The sequence below is a fragment of the Bradyrhizobium sp. KZN70725 genome (genome assembly GCF_055264925.1).
This window is the reverse complement of sequence record NZ_JBUYWT010000056.1, coordinates 16,368-35,316: the sequence shown is the minus strand read 5'-3', so window position 1 is coordinate 35,316 and position 18,949 is coordinate 16,368. Positions and strand designations below refer to the sequence as shown.

The 18,949-nt window shown below is 65.0% G+C and carries 16 protein-coding genes; 7 read left to right on the top strand and 9 right to left on the bottom strand.

Annotated features, from left to right (window positions below):
- Window positions 1-208: 208 nt before the first annotated feature.
- The gene (locus ACZBJS_RS34435; RefSeq protein ID WP_316398533.1) at window positions 209-562 is read right to left on the bottom strand and encodes a hypothetical protein; all 354 of its coding nucleotides are present in this window, start codon (window positions 560-562) and stop codon (window positions 209-211) included.
- A 167-nt stretch (window positions 563-729) separates the two neighbouring features.
- A complete protein-coding gene (locus tag ACZBJS_RS34430) occupies window positions 730-1,362 on the bottom strand; it encodes an HAD-IA family hydrolase (protein WP_168857640.1) in 633 nt (210 codons plus the stop codon).
- Window positions 1,363-1,496: 134 nt separating this feature from the next.
- On the opposite strand from ACZBJS_RS34430, the gene ACZBJS_RS34425 reads away from it, so the two are divergent.
- Window positions 1,497-2,258: a S1 family peptidase gene (locus ACZBJS_RS34425; RefSeq protein WP_316398535.1), complete on the top strand. Its 762-nt coding sequence runs from the start codon at window positions 1,497-1,499 to the stop codon at window positions 2,256-2,258.
- A gap of 130 nt (window positions 2,259-2,388) precedes the next feature.
- On the opposite strand, the gene ACZBJS_RS34420 is transcribed toward ACZBJS_RS34425, so the two are convergent.
- From ACZBJS_RS34420 to ACZBJS_RS34410, 3 genes are all read right to left on the bottom strand, one after another.
- Window positions 2,389-4,611, bottom strand: a complete 2,223-nt coding sequence (locus ACZBJS_RS34420; protein WP_229191108.1) for an acetate--CoA ligase family protein — start codon at window positions 4,609-4,611, stop codon at window positions 2,389-2,391.
- 170 nt (window positions 4,612-4,781) lie between these two features.
- The gene (locus ACZBJS_RS34415) at window positions 4,782-5,372 is read right to left on the bottom strand and encodes a class GN sortase (RefSeq protein ID WP_057021195.1); all 591 of its coding nucleotides are present in this window, start codon (window positions 5,370-5,372) and stop codon (window positions 4,782-4,784) included.
- 226 nt (window positions 5,373-5,598) lie between these two features.
- The gene (locus ACZBJS_RS34410) at window positions 5,599-7,818 is read right to left on the bottom strand and encodes a marine proteobacterial sortase target protein (RefSeq protein WP_410469809.1); all 2,220 of its coding nucleotides are present in this window, start codon (window positions 7,816-7,818) and stop codon (window positions 5,599-5,601) included.
- Between the two features lie 253 nt (window positions 7,819-8,071).
- Between ACZBJS_RS34410 and ACZBJS_RS34405 the strand changes: the two genes are divergently transcribed.
- A complete protein-coding gene (locus tag ACZBJS_RS34405; RefSeq protein ID WP_316398537.1) occupies window positions 8,072-8,836 on the top strand; it encodes a helix-turn-helix domain-containing protein in 765 nt (254 codons plus the stop codon).
- 242 nt (window positions 8,837-9,078) lie between these two features.
- Here ACZBJS_RS34405 and ACZBJS_RS34400 read toward each other — a convergent pair whose 3' ends face one another.
- Both ACZBJS_RS34400 and ACZBJS_RS34395 read right to left on the bottom strand, forming a co-directional pair.
- Entirely contained in the window at window positions 9,079-10,299 is a 1,221-nt protein-coding gene (locus ACZBJS_RS34400; RefSeq protein ID WP_316398538.1) for an ABC transporter substrate-binding protein, read from the bottom strand.
- Between the two features lie 125 nt (window positions 10,300-10,424).
- Window positions 10,425-11,966 (bottom strand): acyl-CoA synthetase, encoded by a 1,542-nt coding sequence (locus ACZBJS_RS34395; protein WP_316398539.1) that lies wholly within the window; start codon window positions 11,964-11,966, stop codon window positions 10,425-10,427.
- A 215-nt stretch (window positions 11,967-12,181) separates the two neighbouring features.
- Between ACZBJS_RS34395 and ACZBJS_RS34390 the strand changes: the two genes are divergently transcribed.
- From ACZBJS_RS34390 to ACZBJS_RS34375, 4 genes are all read left to right on the top strand, one after another.
- Window positions 12,182-13,318 carry an acyl-CoA dehydrogenase family protein gene (locus tag ACZBJS_RS34390; protein WP_316398540.1) on the top strand — a complete coding sequence of 379 codons (1,137 nt, stop codon included), beginning with the start codon at window positions 12,182-12,184 and terminating at the stop codon, window positions 13,316-13,318.
- 290 nt (window positions 13,319-13,608) lie between these two features.
- The gene (locus ACZBJS_RS34385) at window positions 13,609-14,778 is read left to right on the top strand and encodes an acyl-CoA dehydrogenase family protein (RefSeq protein WP_057021200.1); all 1,170 of its coding nucleotides are present in this window, start codon (window positions 13,609-13,611) and stop codon (window positions 14,776-14,778) included.
- Window positions 14,778-15,434: a glutathione S-transferase family protein gene (locus ACZBJS_RS34380; RefSeq protein WP_057021201.1), complete on the top strand. Its 657-nt coding sequence runs from the start codon at window positions 14,778-14,780 to the stop codon at window positions 15,432-15,434. The genes ACZBJS_RS34385 and ACZBJS_RS34380 overlap by 1 nt, the downstream gene beginning before the upstream one ends.
- Before the next feature lie 173 nt (window positions 15,435-15,607).
- On the top strand, window positions 15,608-16,438 hold the full coding sequence (locus ACZBJS_RS34375; RefSeq protein ID WP_057021202.1) for a helix-turn-helix domain-containing protein: 831 nt from the start codon (window positions 15,608-15,610) through the stop codon (window positions 16,436-16,438).
- 143 nt (window positions 16,439-16,581) lie between these two features.
- Here ACZBJS_RS34375 and ACZBJS_RS34370 read toward each other — a convergent pair whose 3' ends face one another.
- The gene (locus ACZBJS_RS34370) at window positions 16,582-16,896 is read right to left on the bottom strand and encodes a type 1 periplasmic-binding domain-containing protein (RefSeq protein WP_463439807.1); all 315 of its coding nucleotides are present in this window, start codon (window positions 16,894-16,896) and stop codon (window positions 16,582-16,584) included.
- A complete protein-coding gene (locus tag ACZBJS_RS34365) occupies window positions 16,893-17,804 on the bottom strand; it encodes an ABC transporter substrate-binding protein (RefSeq protein ID WP_463439806.1) in 912 nt (303 codons plus the stop codon). Before ACZBJS_RS34365 ends, ACZBJS_RS34370 begins: the two co-directional genes overlap by 4 nt.
- Before the next feature lie 213 nt (window positions 17,805-18,017).
- Here ACZBJS_RS34365 and ACZBJS_RS34360 point away from each other — a divergent pair, with 213 nt between their 5' ends.
- Window positions 18,018-18,884 carry a beta-keto acid cleavage family enzyme gene (locus ACZBJS_RS34360; protein WP_057021261.1) on the top strand — a complete coding sequence of 289 codons (867 nt, stop codon included), beginning with the start codon at window positions 18,018-18,020 and terminating at the stop codon, window positions 18,882-18,884.
- Window positions 18,885-18,949: the final 65 nt, after the last annotated feature.

The window sequence follows — 18,949 nt, the reverse complement described above, 5'->3', positions numbered from 1 at the left end:
ACAAAGCACAAGGCTCGTTTGGCCCGCATAGCGCATGGTTCCGGGGTATTCCGCCAAGCGCAATACGGGCTACGCTTGTTAGCGTGTAGTTCGAACCTCCCCTTGAAAAGAGGAGGTCGCTTTGCTCGCCAGAGCAAAGCGGGTGGGGATCTACTCTCTCCATCAACGCCGGCGTCTGCGGCTGACCCCCATCCCGACCTTCCCCCTTTCAGGGGGAAGGAGAAGAATCTCGTAGCCCGGCTACCGTCAACCCGCAGCTCTTCACGAAATCCTTGCGCTGCGGGCCCGTGATCTTTTGGTCGATGGCCTGCTTCAGGCAGTCGAGCCGCGCCTGCGCCATGCAGAGCTGCATCTGGTCGTGCCGCTCCTGACCCTTCAGCGCCTTCGCCGCGCTCTGGCAGGCCGCGCGCTTCGCGCCGGGCACGGGCGCCGCCGTCGACGCGCTCTGTTGCGCGGGAGCTGCCACCGGCGCTGTTGTGGGGGCTGATGTTGTCTGCGCGAGCGCTGCGACCGGGATCAGCAGCGAACCAGCGGAGACAAGGGCGACGACAAGACGTTTCATGGGAAGTGCCTCCGCGAGGCATGATCCGGAGAAGTGGACGTCGGTTTTCCGGAACGTCATGCTCAGACCAGGAAAGGGGTCACGATGCGATCGCGCCGTGACCCGGGGGGAGGCCGACAATTAGAAGCCGCCGCGTGAATGCGGCATGAACAGGCGCGTAGCCCGCTTCACCTCAGCGTGAGGCCGGTCGCGGCTTCAAGCTCGCCGATCGCCTGCGCGGCATTCGCGACCTTGATCGTGGTCATGCCCATCTCGCGCGCCGGCTTCAAATTGACGCCGAGATCGTCGAGATAGACGCAGTTCTTCGGGTTCACCTGCAGCGTCTCCACCATCATCTGGTAGATTCGTGGGTCGGGCTTGCGCAGGCCGATCTTCGCGGACTCGATGACGTGATCGAACAGCGCCATCACCTCTGCGACGTAGAGCGTGCGTCCGCTGCGGCTGCCGATCGCGTTCGCCGGCAGGTTGTTGGTGATGCAGCCGGTCTTGAATTTCGCCTTGATGCGCTTCAGCGCCTCGACCATCTCGGGGCGCAGGTCGCCGGAGAGCAGCGGCAGCACGTCCTTGCCGCGCACCTCGGCGCCGAGCGCCTTTGATTCCGTGGCGAACAGCGCGTCGAACGCGTCGATATCGATCTCGGCGCGCTCGAACTTGGCCCAGGCGTTCTCGAGATGATTGGCGGCGTTGGTGCGGCGGATGATGTCGATCGGCAGGCCGCGCTCGGTCTCATAGCGCGCGAACGCCTCGAACGGCGAGGTGGTCAACACGCCGCCGAAATCCCAGATCACTGCCTCGATCATGCTTTCCTGCCCAATGATGCGTTGCTTGAGGAGCGGCTAACACGGATCGCAGACCGGGACCAGCCCGATCCGGCGCTTGTTCGGTGCTCGTTCGGCGCTTGGCGACCCGCGCGGAGCGGGCTATTGCTTCGCCGATGAAGTCATCCCGCCTGATCCTCGCCGTTCTCGTGTCGCTGGTCTGCCCTCCGGCTTTCGCCATCGTCGGCGGCGGCGCGCCGTCGACGGATGGCGTTGCGCGCTCCGTCGTCACGATCGTCGGCTCGCGCGGCAATTTCTGCACCGGTGCGCTGATCGCGCCGAAGGTCGTGCTGACCGCGGCGCATTGCGTGCAGCCCGGTGCCGATTACAAGATTGTCGAATATGGCGCGGACAGGCAGCCGAAGCTGCAGGACGTCAGGACGGTTGCGATCCATCCCGGCTTTCGGATGCAGGCGATGACCAGTCATGTCGCGACCGCCGATGTCGCGCTGCTGCAGCTCGCGGCGCCGGCCGCAGGCAAGGCGCCGGCCGCGCTCGGCATGCCAAACATTCCGATCCAGGTCGGCGGCCGCTTCACCATCGCGGGCGTCGGCGTCACCGTGCGTGGTGACGGCAAGAGCGGCGGCGCCACCCGCGTCGCCGGCCTGATCGCGAGCGGCAAGCCCGGCACGTTGCAGATCCGTCTCGTCGATCCGGTCGGGCAGGGCGTGCGCGACGGGCTCGGGGCCTGCACCGGCGATTCCGGCGCGCCGGTGTTCGAGGACAAGCAGGGCGGCCCCGCAATCGTCGGCGTGGTGAGTTGGTCGACGGGACCGAACGGCGCCGCCGGCTGCGGCGGCATCACCGGCGTGACGCCGCTGACACTCTATCGCGACTGGGTGCTGCAGACCGCGCGGCAGTGGGGTGCGAGCTTTTAGCCCAAGATGCATGCTTCGGACAGACCGCACACTCGCAGTTCCGTCATCCTGAGGCTCGCTTCGCTCGCACCTCCAGCGACAAAGGCGAAGCCTTTGCGCGGGGATGACGGTGATGAATTTGCGATGAACCCTAATGCCCCGCGGCCTTGTTCGCGGCGGCGTTGTTCAGCACGATCAGGCCGTCGACGGCGACGCCGAGCTTGCTGTTGATCAGGAACGGGTTGACGTCGATCGAGGCAATGCGGCCATTGGCGTCGGCCATCAGGTTGGAGAGCCCGACCAGCGCCTTCACTGCCGACGGCTCGTGCAGCGCGGGCTTGCCGCGATAGCCCTTCATCTTGACCCCGGCCTTGGTCCTGGCGATCAGCTCCTTCGCCTCGGCGGCGTCGAGCGGCGCGCCGGCGAGCGCGACGTCCTTCATCAGCTCGATATCGACGCCGCCGGTGCCGAACAGCACGACGGGGCCCATCTCGGCGTCGAGCGAGGCGCCGACCACGAGCTCGAGGTCGGCCTTGACCTGCTGCGCGATCAGGATGCCCTCGAGCTTCGGCTTGCCCTTCAGCTTCTTCACCCGCGCGGTGATGTCGTTGAAGGCTTTCTTCACCTCGGCCGCATTGGCAAGGTTCAGCACCACGCCGCCGATATCGGATTTGTGCAGGATGTCGGGGCTGACCACCTTGGCGACCACCGGGAAGCCGATTTGCTTGGCGATCTTCACGGCCTCCGCCGCGGTCTGCGCGACCTCTTCCTTTGAGATCGGGATGCCATAGGCCTTGAGCAGCTTCTTCGAGGCAACCTCGTCGAGCGCGGCGGCACCGTTGGCGGCCTTCAGCGTCTTCTCCAGCACCGCGCGCGCAGATGCCGTCGAGCTCGACGCGATATCGGGCACTTCCTTGCGCAGGCCGGCATATTCGATCAACGACTTGATCGCGCCGACCGCGCGGTCAAGGCCCTGCATGACCGCGATATCGGGCAGCGACTTGCGCAGCCCCTTGGTGAATTCGGTGAAGCCGATCGACATCGCGCTGATATAGATCACCGGCTTGTTGGCCTGGCCCGCCATCTCGTTGACGATGCGCAGATTGCGCTCGCGCAGCTCGTGCGGCGCCTTCGGCAGCTCGGCATCGATGATGACGATATCGGTGTCGGGATCGTCGATCATGATCTTGATCGACTTCATGTAGACGGAGGGATCGACCACCGCCGCGAAGCCGGCGTCGAGCGGATTGCCGACGATGCTGCCGGGGCCAAGCATCTTCGCCAGCTGCTCCGAGGCGTTCGGACTCAGCGGCGCGAAGTTCAGCCCGGCGGAATAGAACGCGTCGATCAGGAGGCCGCGCTTGCCGCCCGACAGCGACACCGCCGCGAGGCGATTGCCCTTCGGCGGATCGGCATGGACGAAGCACTCGGTGGTTTCGATCAGTTCATCCAGCCCGCGCACCCGGATCACGCCTTCGCGGGTCGAGATCGCATCGAAGGTCTCGATCGAGCCGGCGAGCGCGCCGGTATGCGCCATCGCCGCCGCGCGGCCGCCTTCGGAGGCGCCGAGCTTGAGCGCGATCACCGGCTTGCCGGCGGCGCGCGCGGCCTTGCAGGCATCGCGGAATACCTTCGTGTTCCTGACGCCTTCGAGATAGACCACGATGACACGGATGCTCGGATCGGCGGCGAAATAGCTCATCAGGTCCGGGGTCTCGAGGCCGGATTCATTGCCGGTCGTGACCATGTAGCCGACGCCGACCCCACGATCCTCCAGCGCCTGGCGGATCGCCATCACGATCGCGCCGGATTGGCCGGCGATCGCCACCGCGCCCTGCTCCATGGTGACGATGCGGTCGTCGATATTGGTGAACAGGTTCTCGCCGGCGCTGAGATTGCCGAGGCAATTCGGACCGGTGACCGCAAGCCCGGTCTCCTTGATCGCCTGCTTCAGCTCGACCGCGAGGCGCTGGCTCTCTTCATCCTGCAATTCGCTGAAGCCGGAGGTGACGATGGTCGCCGAGCGCGCGCCGGCCGCCGCCGCATCGCGGATCACCTGCACCGCAAACCGGGCCGGCACCAGCACCAGCACATGGTCGGGTTTTTCGGGAAGGCTAGCGAAGTCCTTGTAGCAGGTGACGCCCCAGATCGCTTCGCGCTTGGCGTTGATCGGATAGAGGCCGCCGGCATATCCGTATTTAACCAGATTGTTCCAGATCCGTTCGGCGTAATTGCCGGGCTTGTCGGTGGCACCGACCAGCACGATGTTGCGCGGATGCAGCATCGCGTGGATGCTCTTGACGATATCACTGGCGTCAGCGGGCGGCGCCCATTCGTGGGACACATGAGACGCGGTGCTTGCGAAAGCTTCCATGGAGCCTGCCCTTATCCTTGTTGTCTTTGTTTCCTCTGGCCACGGCGGATCACCGTGAGGCGCGCGATTTTTCATTGTTTTTATGGCGAGGGAAAGGGGGTAGCAACTCATGCCGGCGCAGGTCAGGGCACCGCGCGCAATATCCCGGCAGGCGCAAAATTGATTGCGTATCAGGAACCCGATCCACGCGGGCGCGAATCCGTTTCGACCAAAGTCGCGTGCAACAGATAACGCTCGGGCCCCGATGTCAGCGCATCGAACGGCCAGCAGGTCGACAGCACCAGTTCACGACGGTCGGTGAGCGGATCGATCCCCGATTGATCGAAGCGGACCACCGAACTGCGATCGGCCCGATAGCGAAACATCTTGCCGTCGCTGCGCGTGACGTCGATCTCGTCACCGATTGTGACATCCCTGAGAAAGTGAAAATGCGTATCGCGGTGAGCGGAATAGACCGCGACGCCCCGCTCGCCGGCATCGACTGTCTGTTCGACATGGCCGGGGCCGAACGCCAGCGCCTGGCCGCTGCTGCCGGCAAGCACGATCGCGGAGGCGTGCAGACGCTTCACCTCGATCCGCGCCACTGGCCAGGTATCGGCCCAGCTCCACGGCCTCACCGGCTGGCCGGTCGCGATGCTTTGTGTGAAGGCGCGCTCCAGCAGCACCTGTGCGAGCAGCGCCTTGGCGTGGATATAGGCGCCCTGGCCGAACAGGATCAGGCCGATGAGGGCGAAGGCGAGGAGTGGGATGAAGCGGGGCATTGTTGCGCCTGTTGCTGTCATTCCGGGATGGTCCGAAGGACCAGACCCGGAATCTCGAGATTCTCAGGCGCGCAAGCGCGCACCATAGTTCGATGCTGCGCATCGCCCCGGAATGACATTGTGGGTTGGAAAAAAGTTGCGCGCGCGGCCCCTGGGGGACGGGTGGGAACGCCGCGCGCGCTCTTGAAGGAGGAGGTTGGGGGGCACCTCCTCCTTTCATCCGACGTCATTGGGGCGACGTCTGATGCCGGTTGAACACCAGGAGGAGAATGCTCACCGTGAGCAGGATCACGCCCGCGATCATCTTCAGCTCCGCATCGGTCGCGGTCTTCGGCAGCTGGATCGTGCCGGGACCTTGCGTGGCGACCGGTGACCGCTTCAGCGCAGCGAGCTGCAGCTTGCCGTCGCCGGCGTCGGCGCGCCGCTCGCCCGGGACGGCCGGCAGACTCGGACGCTCGCCGAACAGCTTCGCGAAATCCCAGCCGGCGGGCAGGTTGAGCGGGAGTTCGCTCAACTTCAGCGGCTCGCCTTCCGGGCGGCTCGGCGTCTTGTCGACCGCGACAAGGCTGGTCAGCCGCGTGACGAGCTGATGCTCCAGCGCCAGCGCGAGGATGGTCTTGTCGGCGTCCTCGGGGTTCTGCTGCCGCGTGGTGCGCGCCACTTCGGCATCGGCGATCTTGCGCCGGGCCCACAGTTTCGACAGGCCCTTGCCTTCAGCGGCATTCGCGAGCGGCAGCGTCACGCTCCACGGGCGATCGCCGATACGGCCCTTGATCTCGACCGAGCCGGCCAGCTTGTCGAGCTTGGCGGCCAGCACCAGCGGCTCGTCGCGATAGACGTCAGGCAGTGCCGACGGTGTCAGGTCGGCCGTCGCCTCGGAGAATTTCGCGGAGAGGCTAGTCACCGCGGGATTTTCCAGCTTGGCGAACAGGCCGCGCATGCGCTCGTCGACCTGCTCGACCGAGCCGATATGGGTGAAGGTGCCGCGGCCGAGTTCGGCGGCGCGCGTCATCAGATAGGTGTTCGGCGCCGAGCCGATGCCGACCATGAACACCCGCGAGCGGCCGCGCAGCGCGCTGATGGTCTCGAACAATTGCTGCTCGTTGCCGATGGCACCGTCGGTCAGGAACACGACCTGACGGACGTAATTGGCGTCGTCATGGTTGGTGTCGGACAGCGCTGCGCGCATCGCCGGCACCATCTCGGTGCCGCCGCGGGCCTGCAGCGCGCTGACGAACGCCGTCGCGTTGCCGATATTGGCGTTGTTTGCCGCGACCGGTGCCGGATACAGCGTGTCCATGGTGTCGTCGAACCGGATCACGTTGAAACGATCGGTCGGCTGCAAGCGACCGAGCGCGTAAGTCAGGCTCGCTTTGGCCTGGATGATCGAGGTGCCACCCATCGAACCGGAATTGTCGATCACGAAGATCACTTCGCGCGGCAACGGCTTCTGTTGCGCCTGCTCGACCGACGGCGGGGTGACGAAAGCGAGCAGATAGTCGGAATTGCCGACATGCTCGCGGAACAGCCCGACCGACGGCGCCTTCTCGGCGGCCGGCTTCCAGGTGAGCTCGAAATCACGATCGGCCGGCACCGGGCCTTCGGCGAGCTTGACGAGCCGCGTGGTGCCGTCGGGGCTCTCGATCCTGACCTGGTGGAAATGGCTCGTCACCTCGCCGAGCGCGAAGCCGGCGTTCAGATGCACCGTGATGTTGGTCGGATTGACCGGCGCATTCTCCGCCGGATCGAGCACTTGCGAGGCAATGCGGTCGCGGTCCGGCACGGGATCGGTTGACGTGGCGCCCCAGCCGTTGCCATCGGCGCGGAGGTCGACGCTCTGCACCACCGGGCGCGGATTGTAGCGCGGGCCGACCACCATCGGCACCCGCAGCGAGAACTCGCTGCCGTTCTGCTGCACCGGCTCCTGATATTCGATCTGCACCAGCACGGTTTCGCCGGGGCCGATATTGGCGACCGAATTGGTGAAGATGTTGGGCCGCTCCTGTTCGGTGAGGGCGGCCTTCTGGCCGTTCTGCTTGGCTTGCTCGTAGATCGCGCGCGCCTGCTGCCGCTCCTTGATGTCGCCGACCACGACGCGGTCGCCGACCACCATCTTCAGCGTGTCGACCGCGCCGCCCGCCGGCAGCGGATAGACATAGGTCGCCTCCACCCAGTCCTTGGTCGGGTTGCGGAAGATCTGCGTGACGCGGGCGCGGACCGTCGGACCCGACACCGTGAGGTCGACGTCGATGCCGAGCCTGGTCGCGTCGGCATAGCCGTCGTCGGTCTTGAACAGCAGCGAGCCGGAACGCGCATCTGATGGACGCAGCGCCGCCTGTCGCGGCAGTTCGGCCGACCACACCGGATCGAAACTCACGAACAAGGCCGCAAAGCCGATCACCAGCGCGGCCACACCTTCCACCAGAAAGAACAGCGCAATGCGCATCCTGCGCGACAGGCGGATCTGCGGGCTGCTCTCACATGCATCGTAAATCGTCATTTTCGTCACTCCCGAGCGAGGCTTTCGCTGCCTCGCGATCATGGAGAACGGCGGTTTTGGCGCGAGCAGAATGATCGGCAATGATTAGCCGCCGTCCGGCGCGGCCCGCCGCCGGCTGAGGCGGATTTGTGCGGTTTGGTGATGGATTGTCCGGTCTGCTAGACTGCGCGGAATCAAGGGGAACCGGGCAGGAATCTGGATGCCGACGCCTGATAAGCAGCTATCCGCCGAGCAGAGCCAGCAGGTCGCGGAGACCATCCGCGAGGAAATCGCGCGCCGCCGCATCTCGCGGCAGACGCTGGCCGAGCAGGCCAAGCTCAGCCTCTCGACCCTGGAGAAGGTGCTCGGCGGCCGCCGCCCGTTCACGCTGGCGACCACCGTGCGGCTGGAGCAGGCGCTGGGTGTGTCCTTGCGCAAGCTGCCGGAGACGATCACGGTGGCCGCACCCGCCAATGGCGGGATTGCACCCGACGGCCTCGGGTCCTATTCGCGCCGTGCGGTGGCGCGGATCGAAGGGACCTACATCACGGTGCGGCCGTCGTTCGGCGAGCAGGGCGCGCTCTACGCCTATCGCACCGAGATCGCCTGGGACGAAGCGGCGTCATCGCTCGGCTTTCGCGAGGGCGAGCGGCAGGACGCCGACTATACGCAATACGGCGAAGTCGCGGTGCCCAATGAATCCGGCTTCGTCTACCTCGTGACCAACAGGCACGGCCAGCATCGCGTGATCACGGTGTCGCGCCCGCGCAATTCCGGCGAGATGTACGGCATCATCACGACGCTGCTCGCCGGCCGCGGCTCGCTGCTGACGCCGGTCGCCGCGCCGATCGCGTTCCTGCCGGTGAAGAACGTGCCCAAGCCAAGCCTCGGCCGGGTGTCGGCGGATGATGCGAACTACGCCACCTATCGCGAGCATCTGCGCCGGACGATCGATGAGCCGTTCGCGATCTTTTTGCCGGGCTAGCAACGGCAGGGTTAGCTCCGTCATCCTTGCGGCGCGATTGCGCCGCTGGGCGAGCCTCGAAGGATGCGCGGCCACCGGCCGGCCGTCGACCCTTCGAGACGCCGCTTCGCAGCTCCTCAGGGTGACGGTGAGATAGCTTGCGCGTCGCTCGGCTTGGCTTCACCCGCGATTCGCAAAACAAACGAAGCCGCCCGGATGGGCGGCTTCGCGATGGCTGATGTTTGGTGGCGGTGCGCGTCACGCTAGCCGCCGGTCTCGGCGCTGATGATGTCGCCGAACAGCTCCCACTGCCCGTTCTTGAACTGCATCATCTTGAGCTGCTCGACCGGCGCGAAGTCGGTCGCGCTGGTGTTGATCCTGATGCCGGGGATCAGCGTGTCGGGCGCAAAATCCTTCAGGCTCGCGGCCTGCTTCATCACGTTATCACGTGTCAGGTTGTCGCCGGCCTGCTTCAGCACCTGCACCATGGTCTGCGCCGCGGCGTAGCCATAGACCAGATTGGCGTCGGCGAGGTTGGCGCCCGGCATGTACTTCTCGGCGAAGGCCATGAACTTCTTCATGCCCTCGTCATTCTTCCATTGCGGATCGGACGCGTCCTTCAGATAGCCGGCCGACAGCACGCCTTCGGAAGCTTCAAGCCCGGCGGGCTTCATCACCGCGCCGATCGAGATCGAGACGTCGGTCATCACCTGCATCGGCTTCCAGTTGAGCTCGGCGATCTTCTTGATCGCCTGCGCCGCGAATTTCGGCGTCGAGATGTTGACGAACACGTCGGCGCCGGTGTCCTTCAGCTTGACGATGTGGGAGTCGATCGACGGCTCGGTGGTCTCGTAGCTCTCTTCGGCGACGATCTTGACGCTCGACTTGTCGAGGATCTCCTTCAGGCCGACCAGGTAATCCTTGCCGAAATCGTCATTGGCATAGAAGATCGCGACCTTGGCATCCGGCTTGGCCTTCAGGATGTACTTGCCGAAGATCCGCGCCTCGACGCGATAGCTCGGCTGGAAACCCATGGTCCACGGGAAATCCTTCGGATCGTTCCACTTGCTGGCGCCGGTGGCGAGGAACAGCTGCGGCACCTTCTTGGCGTTGTGATACTTCTGCACCGCGGTCTGGGTCGGCGTGCCCAGCGCGTTGAACACCAGGAACACTTCGTCGCTCTCGATCAGCTTGCGGATCTGCTCCACGGTCTTCGGCGGGGAGTAGCCGTCGTCATAGGAGATCCAGTTGATTTTGCGGCCGTTGATGCCGCCCTGGTCGTTGATCATCTTGAAATAGGCTTCTTCGGTCTTGCCGATGACGCCGTAGGCGGAGGCGGGACCGCTATAGGCCTCGACATTGCCGATCTTGATCTCGGTGTCGGAGGCGCCGGTATCATACTTCTTTTGTGCAAAGGCGGCCTGGGTGGAGAGCAGGCAGAGCGCCGTGGCGGTTGCCAGCAGCGACAGTGTTGTTGTTCTCATAAAGGAAATTTCCTCGATTGATCTTGGTTGGGGACTTACGCAACGAACCCGCAGCCGGTCCCGGCAGACGGCAGCGGGGCAATCCTTGTCGCGGCGAATTCCGGAACGCGCGGCGCGCGTCTGGCTCACCCCGCGGTATCGGTTGGCTTCGGCCGGCTGAATTGTTGCCGGAGCGTCGGCTTATGAATTTTGCCTGTCGCGTTTCGCGGCAGGACCTCGATGAATTCGATCAGGCGCGGGCATTTGAACCGCGCCAGATTGGCCTGGCAATGCGCGTGGACCTCGGCCGGGGTCAGCGAATGGCCGGATTTCACGGCGATGATCGCCATGCCGACTTCGCCCCATTGCTCGTCGGGGATGCCGATCACGGCGGCTTCGGCGACGGCCGCCATTTGATGCAGCACGCTCTCGACCTCGGCCGGATAGACGTTCTCGCCGCCCGAGATGTACATGTCCTTCCAGCGGTCGACGATGTAGTAGAAGCCTTCCTCGTCGATTCGCGTGGCGTCGCCGGTGTGCAGCCAGCCGTCGGTGAAGGAGGAGGCATTGGCGTCCGGCCTGTTCCAGTAGCCCGGCGTGATGTTCGGGCCCTTGACCCAGAGTTCGCCGAGCTCGCCGACCGCGGCGTCGCTGCCGTCGGGCCGCACGATGCGGACCTCGGTGTGCAGCACCGGCTTGCCGGAGGAGCCGGCCTTGCGCGCGGCATCCTCGCGGTCGAGCACCATCACCGCCGGCGAGGTCTCGGTCATGCCGTAGCCCTGCTGCAGTGCGACGCCGCGCGCCTCCCAGGTCTTGAGCAGCGGCACCGGCATCGGCGCGCCGCCGACGCCGCCGATCACGAGGCGGCTGAAATCCGCCGTAGCGAAGGACGGGTGCTGCGCCATGAACTGGTAGATCGCGGGCACGCCGAAGAACACGTTGATGCCCTGCGCGGGATCGTCGATCAGCTTCAGCGCCTCGCCGGGATCGAACGCGCGCATGATCAGCACGGTGCCGCCGGCATGCAGCACCGGGTTGGTATAGCAGTTCAGACCACCGGTGTGGAACAGCGGCAGCACCGTGAGCAGCACCGAGGCCGGCGAGATGTAGGCGGGGCCGCCGAGATTGACGCAATTCCAGAACGTCATCCCATGCGTGATGATCGCGCCCTTGGGCTGGCCCGTCGTCCCCGAGGTGTACATGATGGTCGAGATGTCATCGAGCATGACCTCCTCGAACCGTTCGAGCGGCGCGGCTGCCGCGATGCCGGTCTCATAGGCGCCGCCCGGGCCGAGCTTCACGGTCGCAGCGACATTGCAGAGCTTTGCCACCGCAAGCGCGGTCTCGGCGAGGTCGTCGTCATGGATCATCACCTTCGGCGCGGCGTCGCCGGTGATGTAGCGCAGCTCGGGAACGGTGAGGCGGGTGTTGAGCGGCAGAAAGATCGCGCCGATCCGGAAGCAGGCGAACTGCACCTCCAGCGTATCCGTCGTGTTCAGCGCCAGCACCGCGACGCGGTCGCCGCTGGCAACCTTGAGCCCATCGCGCAGCCAGGCCGCGAGCCGCGACACGCGGGCGTCGAGCTCCGCATAGCTGAAGCGGCGTCCGCTGGCGAGATCGACAAGCGCCATCTTGTCCGGCGTGCGCCGGCGATGATGCGCGATCCAGTCGTAGTAACGAACCGGCAAATTTCCCTCCTCCGGAACGGCAGTCTTGCGCCGCCTGTTCCTGGCTCAATTGATGCCATGAATTGGCAGTGGAGGGGGCGTATAAGGATACTGTCTTGCGTTTAGTGGCTGGCAAATCGCCGGACCGGGCGTCGGCACCGATGGCAGCCACTCGACGCAAGTGAACCGGGAGAAATCCGGACATCGTCGGAGGGAAGAATCAACGGAGCACGCGGATGGCAAACCCGTTCTACACCGGCGAGCATGAGGCCTTTCGCGAGGTGATGCGGCGCTTTGTTGCCAGGGAAATCGAGCCTTATGCCCATCAATGGGACGAGGACGGCGAGTTTCCGCGCGAGCTCTATGCCAAGGCGTCCGCGATCGGGCTACTCGGCCTCGGCTTCCCGGAAGAATATGGCGGCATCGCCGCCGACCAGTTCATGAGAATCGTGGCCTCGCAGGAGCTGGCGCGTGCCGGCGCCGGCGGCGTCTCCTCGAGCCTGATGAGCCACACCATCGGTTCGCCGCCGATCGCCCGTGCCGCGCGACCCGAGGTCAAGGCGCGGGTGCTGCCGGAGGTGCTCGCCGGCAAGAAGATCTCCGCGCTCGCGATCACCGAGCCGAGCGGCGGCTCCGACGTCGCGAACCTGCGCACCAGGGCGCGGCGCGACGGCGATCACTACGTCGTCTCCGGCGAGAAGACCTTCATCACCTCGGGCATGCGCGCCGACTATCTGACGGTCGCGGTGCGCACCGGCGGCGAAGGTCCCGGCGGCGTCAGCCTGCTGTTGATCGAAGGCAATACGCCCGGTCTGTCCCGCACCAAGCTGAAGAAGATGGGCTGGTGGGCGTCGGATACCGCGACGCTTCACTTCGACGAATGCCGCGTGCCGGTCGAGAACCTGATCGGCGAGGAAGGGCAGGGCTTCAAGATCATCATGCAGAACTTCAACAGCGAGCGCATGGGCATGGCGGCGAGCTGCACCGCCTATGCGCGCGTCTGCCTCGACGAGGCGGTCGCCTATGCCAAGGAGCGCAAGACGTTCGGCAAGCCGATCGCGCAGCACCAGGTGATCAGGCACAAGATCGTCGACATGGCACAGAAGGTTGCGGCCTCGCAGGCGATGCTGGAAATGCTGGCATGGCGGCTCGGCCAGGGCGAAAGCCCGGTCGCCGAGATCTGCATGATGAAGAATCAGGCGACCCAGACCATGGCGCATTGCGCCTCCGAGGCGGTGCAGATCTTCGGCGGCGCCGGCTTCATGCGCGGCGTCAAGGTCGAGCGTATCTACCGCGAGGTCAAGGTCAACGCCATCGGCGGCGGCACCGAGGAGATCATGAAGGACCTCGCGAGCCGGCAGATGGGGTTGTGATCGCGTCAGGTGATGATGTGGTCGCGGCGAAAAGGCGGATTGTGAACCCTCCCCCTGAAAGGGGGAGGGCAGGGTGGGGGTCAAGCCGCGAGTCGGACTGCTAGTTTGACCCCCACCCGGCCCGCTCGGCATAGCCGAACGTGCCGACATCCCCCTTTCAGGGGGAGGTGAGAAGGCAAGGTCATTCCGGGGCGCGCGCCAGCGCGAACCCGGAATCCAGAGGTAATGGATCGAGATTCCGGGTTCGATGCTTCGCATCGCCCCGGAATGACAAAGGATAGTTCGAGAACATGCTCTTCACCGCCGACCACGACGAACCGCGCCGCGCTCTACAGAAGTTCATCGCGGCCGAGATCAATCCCCATGTCGACGAATGGGAGAAGGCCGACATCTTCCCGGCGCATGAGCTGTTCAAGAAGCTCGGCGATCTTGGCTTCCTCGGCCTCAACAAGCCGGTCGAGTTCGGCGGCCAGGGACTGGATTATTCCTACGCGCTGATGATGGCCGAGGAGCTAGGCGCCATCACCTGCGGCGGCGTGCCGATGGCGATCGGGGTGCAGACCGACATGGCGACGCCGGCGCTGGCGCGGTTCGGCTCCGACGAGGTGCGGCGCGAATTCCTCAGCCCGGCGATTGCCGGCGATCAGGTCGCCTGCATCGGCGTCTCCGAGCCCGGCGCCGGCTCCGACGTCGCCTCGATCAAGACCAGTGCGCGCGCCGACGGCGACGACTACGTCATCAATGGCGGCAAGATGTGGATCACCAACGGCACCCAGGCCGACTGGATCTGCCTGCTCGCCAACACCAGCGACGGCCCGGTCCATCGCAACAAGTCGCTGATCTGCGTGCCCATGAAGACAAAGGGCGTGCAGATCGCGCGCAAGCTCGACAAGCTCGGCATGCGTTCGTCGGATACGGCGCAGATCTTCTTCGACAATGTCCGGGTGCCGAAGCGCAACCGGATCGGCGAGGAGGGCCAGGGCTTCACCTACCAGATGATCCAGTTCCAGGAGGAGCGGCTGTGGGGTGCGGCCGCCTGCCTGAAGGCGCATGAATTCATCATCAACGAGACCATCGACTACACTCGCAACCGCAAGGCGTTCGGCGGCTCGATCCTCGACAATCAGGTGGTTCACTTCAAGCTCGCGGAAATGCAGACCGAGGTCGAGCTGCTGCGCTCGCTGATCTATCGTGCCGGCGAGGCGCTGGTGGCCGGCGAGGACGTGACGCGGCTCGCGACCATGGCCAAGTTGAAGGCCGGCCGGCTCGGCCGCGAGCTTACCGATGCCTGCCTGCAATATTGGGGCGGCATGGGTTTCACCAACGAGACGCCGGTCAGCCGCGCCTATCGCGACAGCCGCCTGACCTCGATCGGCGGCGGCGCCGACGAGGTCATGCTCATGGTATTGTGCAAGATGATGGGCACGCTGCCTGGCCTGAAGCAAAAGGGAAACGCCTGATGATCACGCTCTATCACTGCGACGCCGCGCGCTCGTTCCGTCCGCTGTGGATGCTGGAGGAGCTCGGGCTTGCCTATGAGCTGAAGATGCTGCCGTTCCCGCCGCGCGTGTTCGCCAAGGAATATCTCGGCATCAATCCGCTCGGCACCATCCCGTTCATGATCGATGGCGAGACCAGGATGACGGAGTCCTCCGGCATCTGCCATTATCTCGGCACCAAATACGGCCCGACGCCGCTGATCGTCGGCGTCGACGAGCCGGCCTATGGCGCGTTCCTGAACTGGATGTATTTTTCCGACGCGACGCTGACCTTCCCGCAGACGCTGGTGCTCCGCTACAGCCAGCTTGAGCCGGAGGAGCGGCGCAACCCGCAGGTCTCGGGCGATTATGCAAAATGGTTCCTGGGCCGCCTGCGCGCGGTCGAGGCCGCCGCCGCGAAGTCGGAATTCCTCTGCGCGGAACGCTTCACCGCGGCCGACATCGCCAACGGTTATGCGCTCCGTCTCGCCAGCAATATCGGCCTCGCCAAGGATTTCGGGCCGAATGTCGCGGCCTATTGGGCGCGGCTGCAGCAGCGCGACGGTTACCAGCGTGCGGTCGCGGCGGAGCAAAAAGCCGGTCAGGAACAGAACGTTGCGCCGCGGGCGCGGCTTTAGCGCTCGTCATTCCGGGAGGGTGCGTTAGCACCAGACCCGGAATCTCGAGATTCCGGGTTCGATGCTGTCGCATCGCCCCGGAATGACGACGTTTCGTTGCAGTGACAGCGTGCGAATTTGCGTTATGGTAGCTCCGCCGCAGCGGCCAAAGAGCCGCGCGAGGAGGAACCGCCATGGACGCGATCGTGGACGCGAAGTGCCAGAGCTCCAGCCAGCAATCCGGTCACCGGATGCTGATCACGCCGGAACGGGTGTTCTATGCCGGGCTGCTCGGACGCCCGCGCGAGCGCTGTCCCGGTGCATTCCATGTCTATGTCGCGATCCGCGACGGCTTGCATCTGTCGACCAGCGAAGGCCGCGAGTCGCATGGCGAGCTCGCGGTGACGATGCCGAACCTCCGCCACACCATCACCAGCGAATATCGCTCGGCGATCTGCGTCGCGATCGAGCCGGAAAGCGTGCCCGACGGCACGCTCGAAGCCGTCGCCCGCCGTCTGCAAGGATCGGACTCCCATCTGTTCGCCAATCGCATTCGCAACGCCTATGCGACGCTCGCCGAGATGCAGCATCGCGATGCGATCGCGAATGCCGAGTTCGACACCATGTGCTTCGGCGACGCGCTGCCGCAGCGCGTGCTCGATCCGCGTGTCGTGCGCGCGATCGGCCGCATCGGGCAGTTCTCCGGCGAGCCGGTAACTGCGGCGGGCTGCGCCGCCGAGGCCGGGCTATCGCCCTCGCGCTTCCTGCATCTGTTCAAGGAGGAGACCGGGATTTCGTTCCGCTCCTTCCGCGCCTGGAAGCGCGCGCGGCATCTGCTGCACTTCGCCAACCAGGACATCAACCTCGCGCATCTCGCGCAGGATATCGGCTATCCCGATAGCACGCATTTCAGCCACTCGATCCGCCGCTTCTATGGCTTGAAGCCGCGCGCGATCTTCTCCGGCTCGCGGGACCTTGCGATCTACCGCACCGGGCAAACCGCGAGCGAGCGCGCGCTGACGTAACCTCCGCTGTCGTCCCGGCGAACGCCGGGACCCATACCGCGTGATCTATCCGTGATGCGGGATGGCAGACGCGCTGTTAAATAATGAGCAGCGGTGGTTATGGGTCCCGGCCTTCGCCGGGACGACATTGGGGTTGTTCTCCGCTACAAATTCGCGCCCTGGATCACCTCCCCGAACCGCAGCCAGCCCGGACCTTCGATCCGTTGCAGCTGAAGCTGCTGCAGCGGGTGATGATTGGTCGGGCTGGTGTTGACGCGGATGCCGGGCAACAGCGTCGGCACCTCGATGTCCTTCAGGTTGTTGGCCTGCGCCATGATGTTGTCGCGCGTGAAATTGCCCTTGCACTGCTCGAGCACGATCTTCAGCACCTGCGCCACCGTGTAGGCGTAGAGGTTGTAGCCTTCCTTCGGATTGCCGTCGGGGAAGTACTTCTCCATGAAGGCGAGGAAGTTCTTCACGCCGGGATCATTGGCCCAGGCGGGTCGGCGACGTCCTTGACATAGGCCGACGAGATCGTGCCCTGCGACTTGTCGAGGCCGACAGGCGCGATGGTCGAGGAGATCGAGGCGGCGCCGCTGGCGATGAAGTGCATCGGCTTCCAGCCGAGCTCATAGATCTTGCGGATCGACTGCGCGCAGAACTTTGCCGTGGTGCCGGAGATCAGCACATCTGGGTTGCCGCCGCGCAGCGCAACGATCTGGGAATCGATCGTGGGATCGGTAACCTCGTGCGAGGCCACCACGGCCGCGGTCGCGAACCGCTCGCCGAGCACGTCCTTGGCCCCGGCGACGAAATCCTTGCCGAGATCGTCGTTCTGGTAGAGCACCGCGAATTTCGCGTTCTTGTTCTGGCTCAGTGCATACTTGACGAACACCTGCGCCTCGGTCCGCGCGCTCGGCGCAAAGCCCATGGTCCAGGGATAGGTCTTGTAGTCGCCCCATTTGTCGCCATTCACCGACAGGAACAAGTGCGGCACCTTGGCGGCGTTGATGTATTTGACGACCGACGAGTTCGGCGCGGTGCCGAGCATGTTGAACAGAAAGGCGACATTGTCGCTTTCGATCAGTCGGCGCACCTGCTCGACCGTCTTCGCCGGGTTGAACGCATCGTCATAGTAGATGTACTTGATCTGCCGGCCGGCGATGCCGCCCTGCTCGTTCAGCATCTTGAAATAGGCTTCCTGGCAGCGCGCCTGCACGCCGAGCGCGGATACCGGGCCGCTCAGGGAGGTGGTGCTGCCGATCCTGATCTCGGTCGCGGTGACGCCTGGCGTGTCGTCGGCCAGCGAAGGCTTAAGACCCGCGACCGCGGCAAGTCCCGCGCCTGCCGCGCCGGTGAGCCATGTGCGCCGGTTGATCGAGACCATGACGTTCTCCCCGTGATGCCGGCTTGTTGCGCCGCTTCTGCTTGGCAGCAAGGTTAGGCGTGATACGGGCGCCGCGTCTTGTGTTAACCGGCTGGCGGCAGATCGTGTCGTCGCCGCATCCACTTAGCCAGTCAACGCAAGATGGCGCGAAGGCAAAGTTCTCATCATGGCGAAATCAGCAGCGCATGTGCGCTGCAAGCGGACAAGAGACCCATGAGCGACAAGGCCGTCATCACCTGCGCGCTGAACGGCGTGCTTACCGACCCGAAGCAGCACAACGTTCCGGTGACGCCGGAACAGATGGCGCGCGAGGCCAAGGCCGCGTTCAACGCCGGCGCCAGCATCATGCACATCCATCTGCGGCAGCAGGAGCCGAACAAGGGCCACCTGCCGTCGTGGGATGTCGGCGTCAGCAAGGAGATCCAGCAGGCGATCCGCGAGGCCTGCCCCGGCGTGATCATCAACCACACCACCGGCACCTCTGGCCCGAACTACCAGGGCGCGCTCGATTGCGTGCGCGAGACGCGGCCCGAGATCGCCGCCTGCAATGCCGGCTCGCTGAATTATCTGAAGGTGAAGGCCGACAACACCTGGGCCTGGCCGCCCATGATGTTCGATAACGCGGTCGAGAAGGTGCAAGACTATCTCGACGTGATGAAGGCGGCCGGCACCATTCCCGAATTCGAGTGCTTCGATGTCGGCATCGTGCGTTGCGTTGGCATGTACCGGCAGACCGGGATGTATTCCGGTCCGCTCGAATACAATTTCGTGATGGGCGTCGCCTCGGGCATGCCGGCCGATCCGGAGCTGTTGCCGATCCTCCTGAAGCTGAAGGCGCCGGAGGCGCATTGGCAGGTCACCGCGATCGGCCGCGCCGAGATCTGGCCGCTGCACCAGCGCGCCGCCGACCTCGGCGGCCATCTGCGCAGCGGGCTCGAGGATACGTTCTATCTCGGCGACGGCACCAAGGTGACGTCGAACGGGCAGCTCGTCGAAGGTCTCGCCGCCTGCGCGCGCCGCGCCGGCCGCGAGATCGCGAGCCCGGCCGAGGCGCGGCAGATTTTTGGAACGCGACACTGACCGTCATTCCGGGGCACGCGAAGCGTGAACCCGGAATCTCGCGCCACACCTCTGGATTCCGGGTC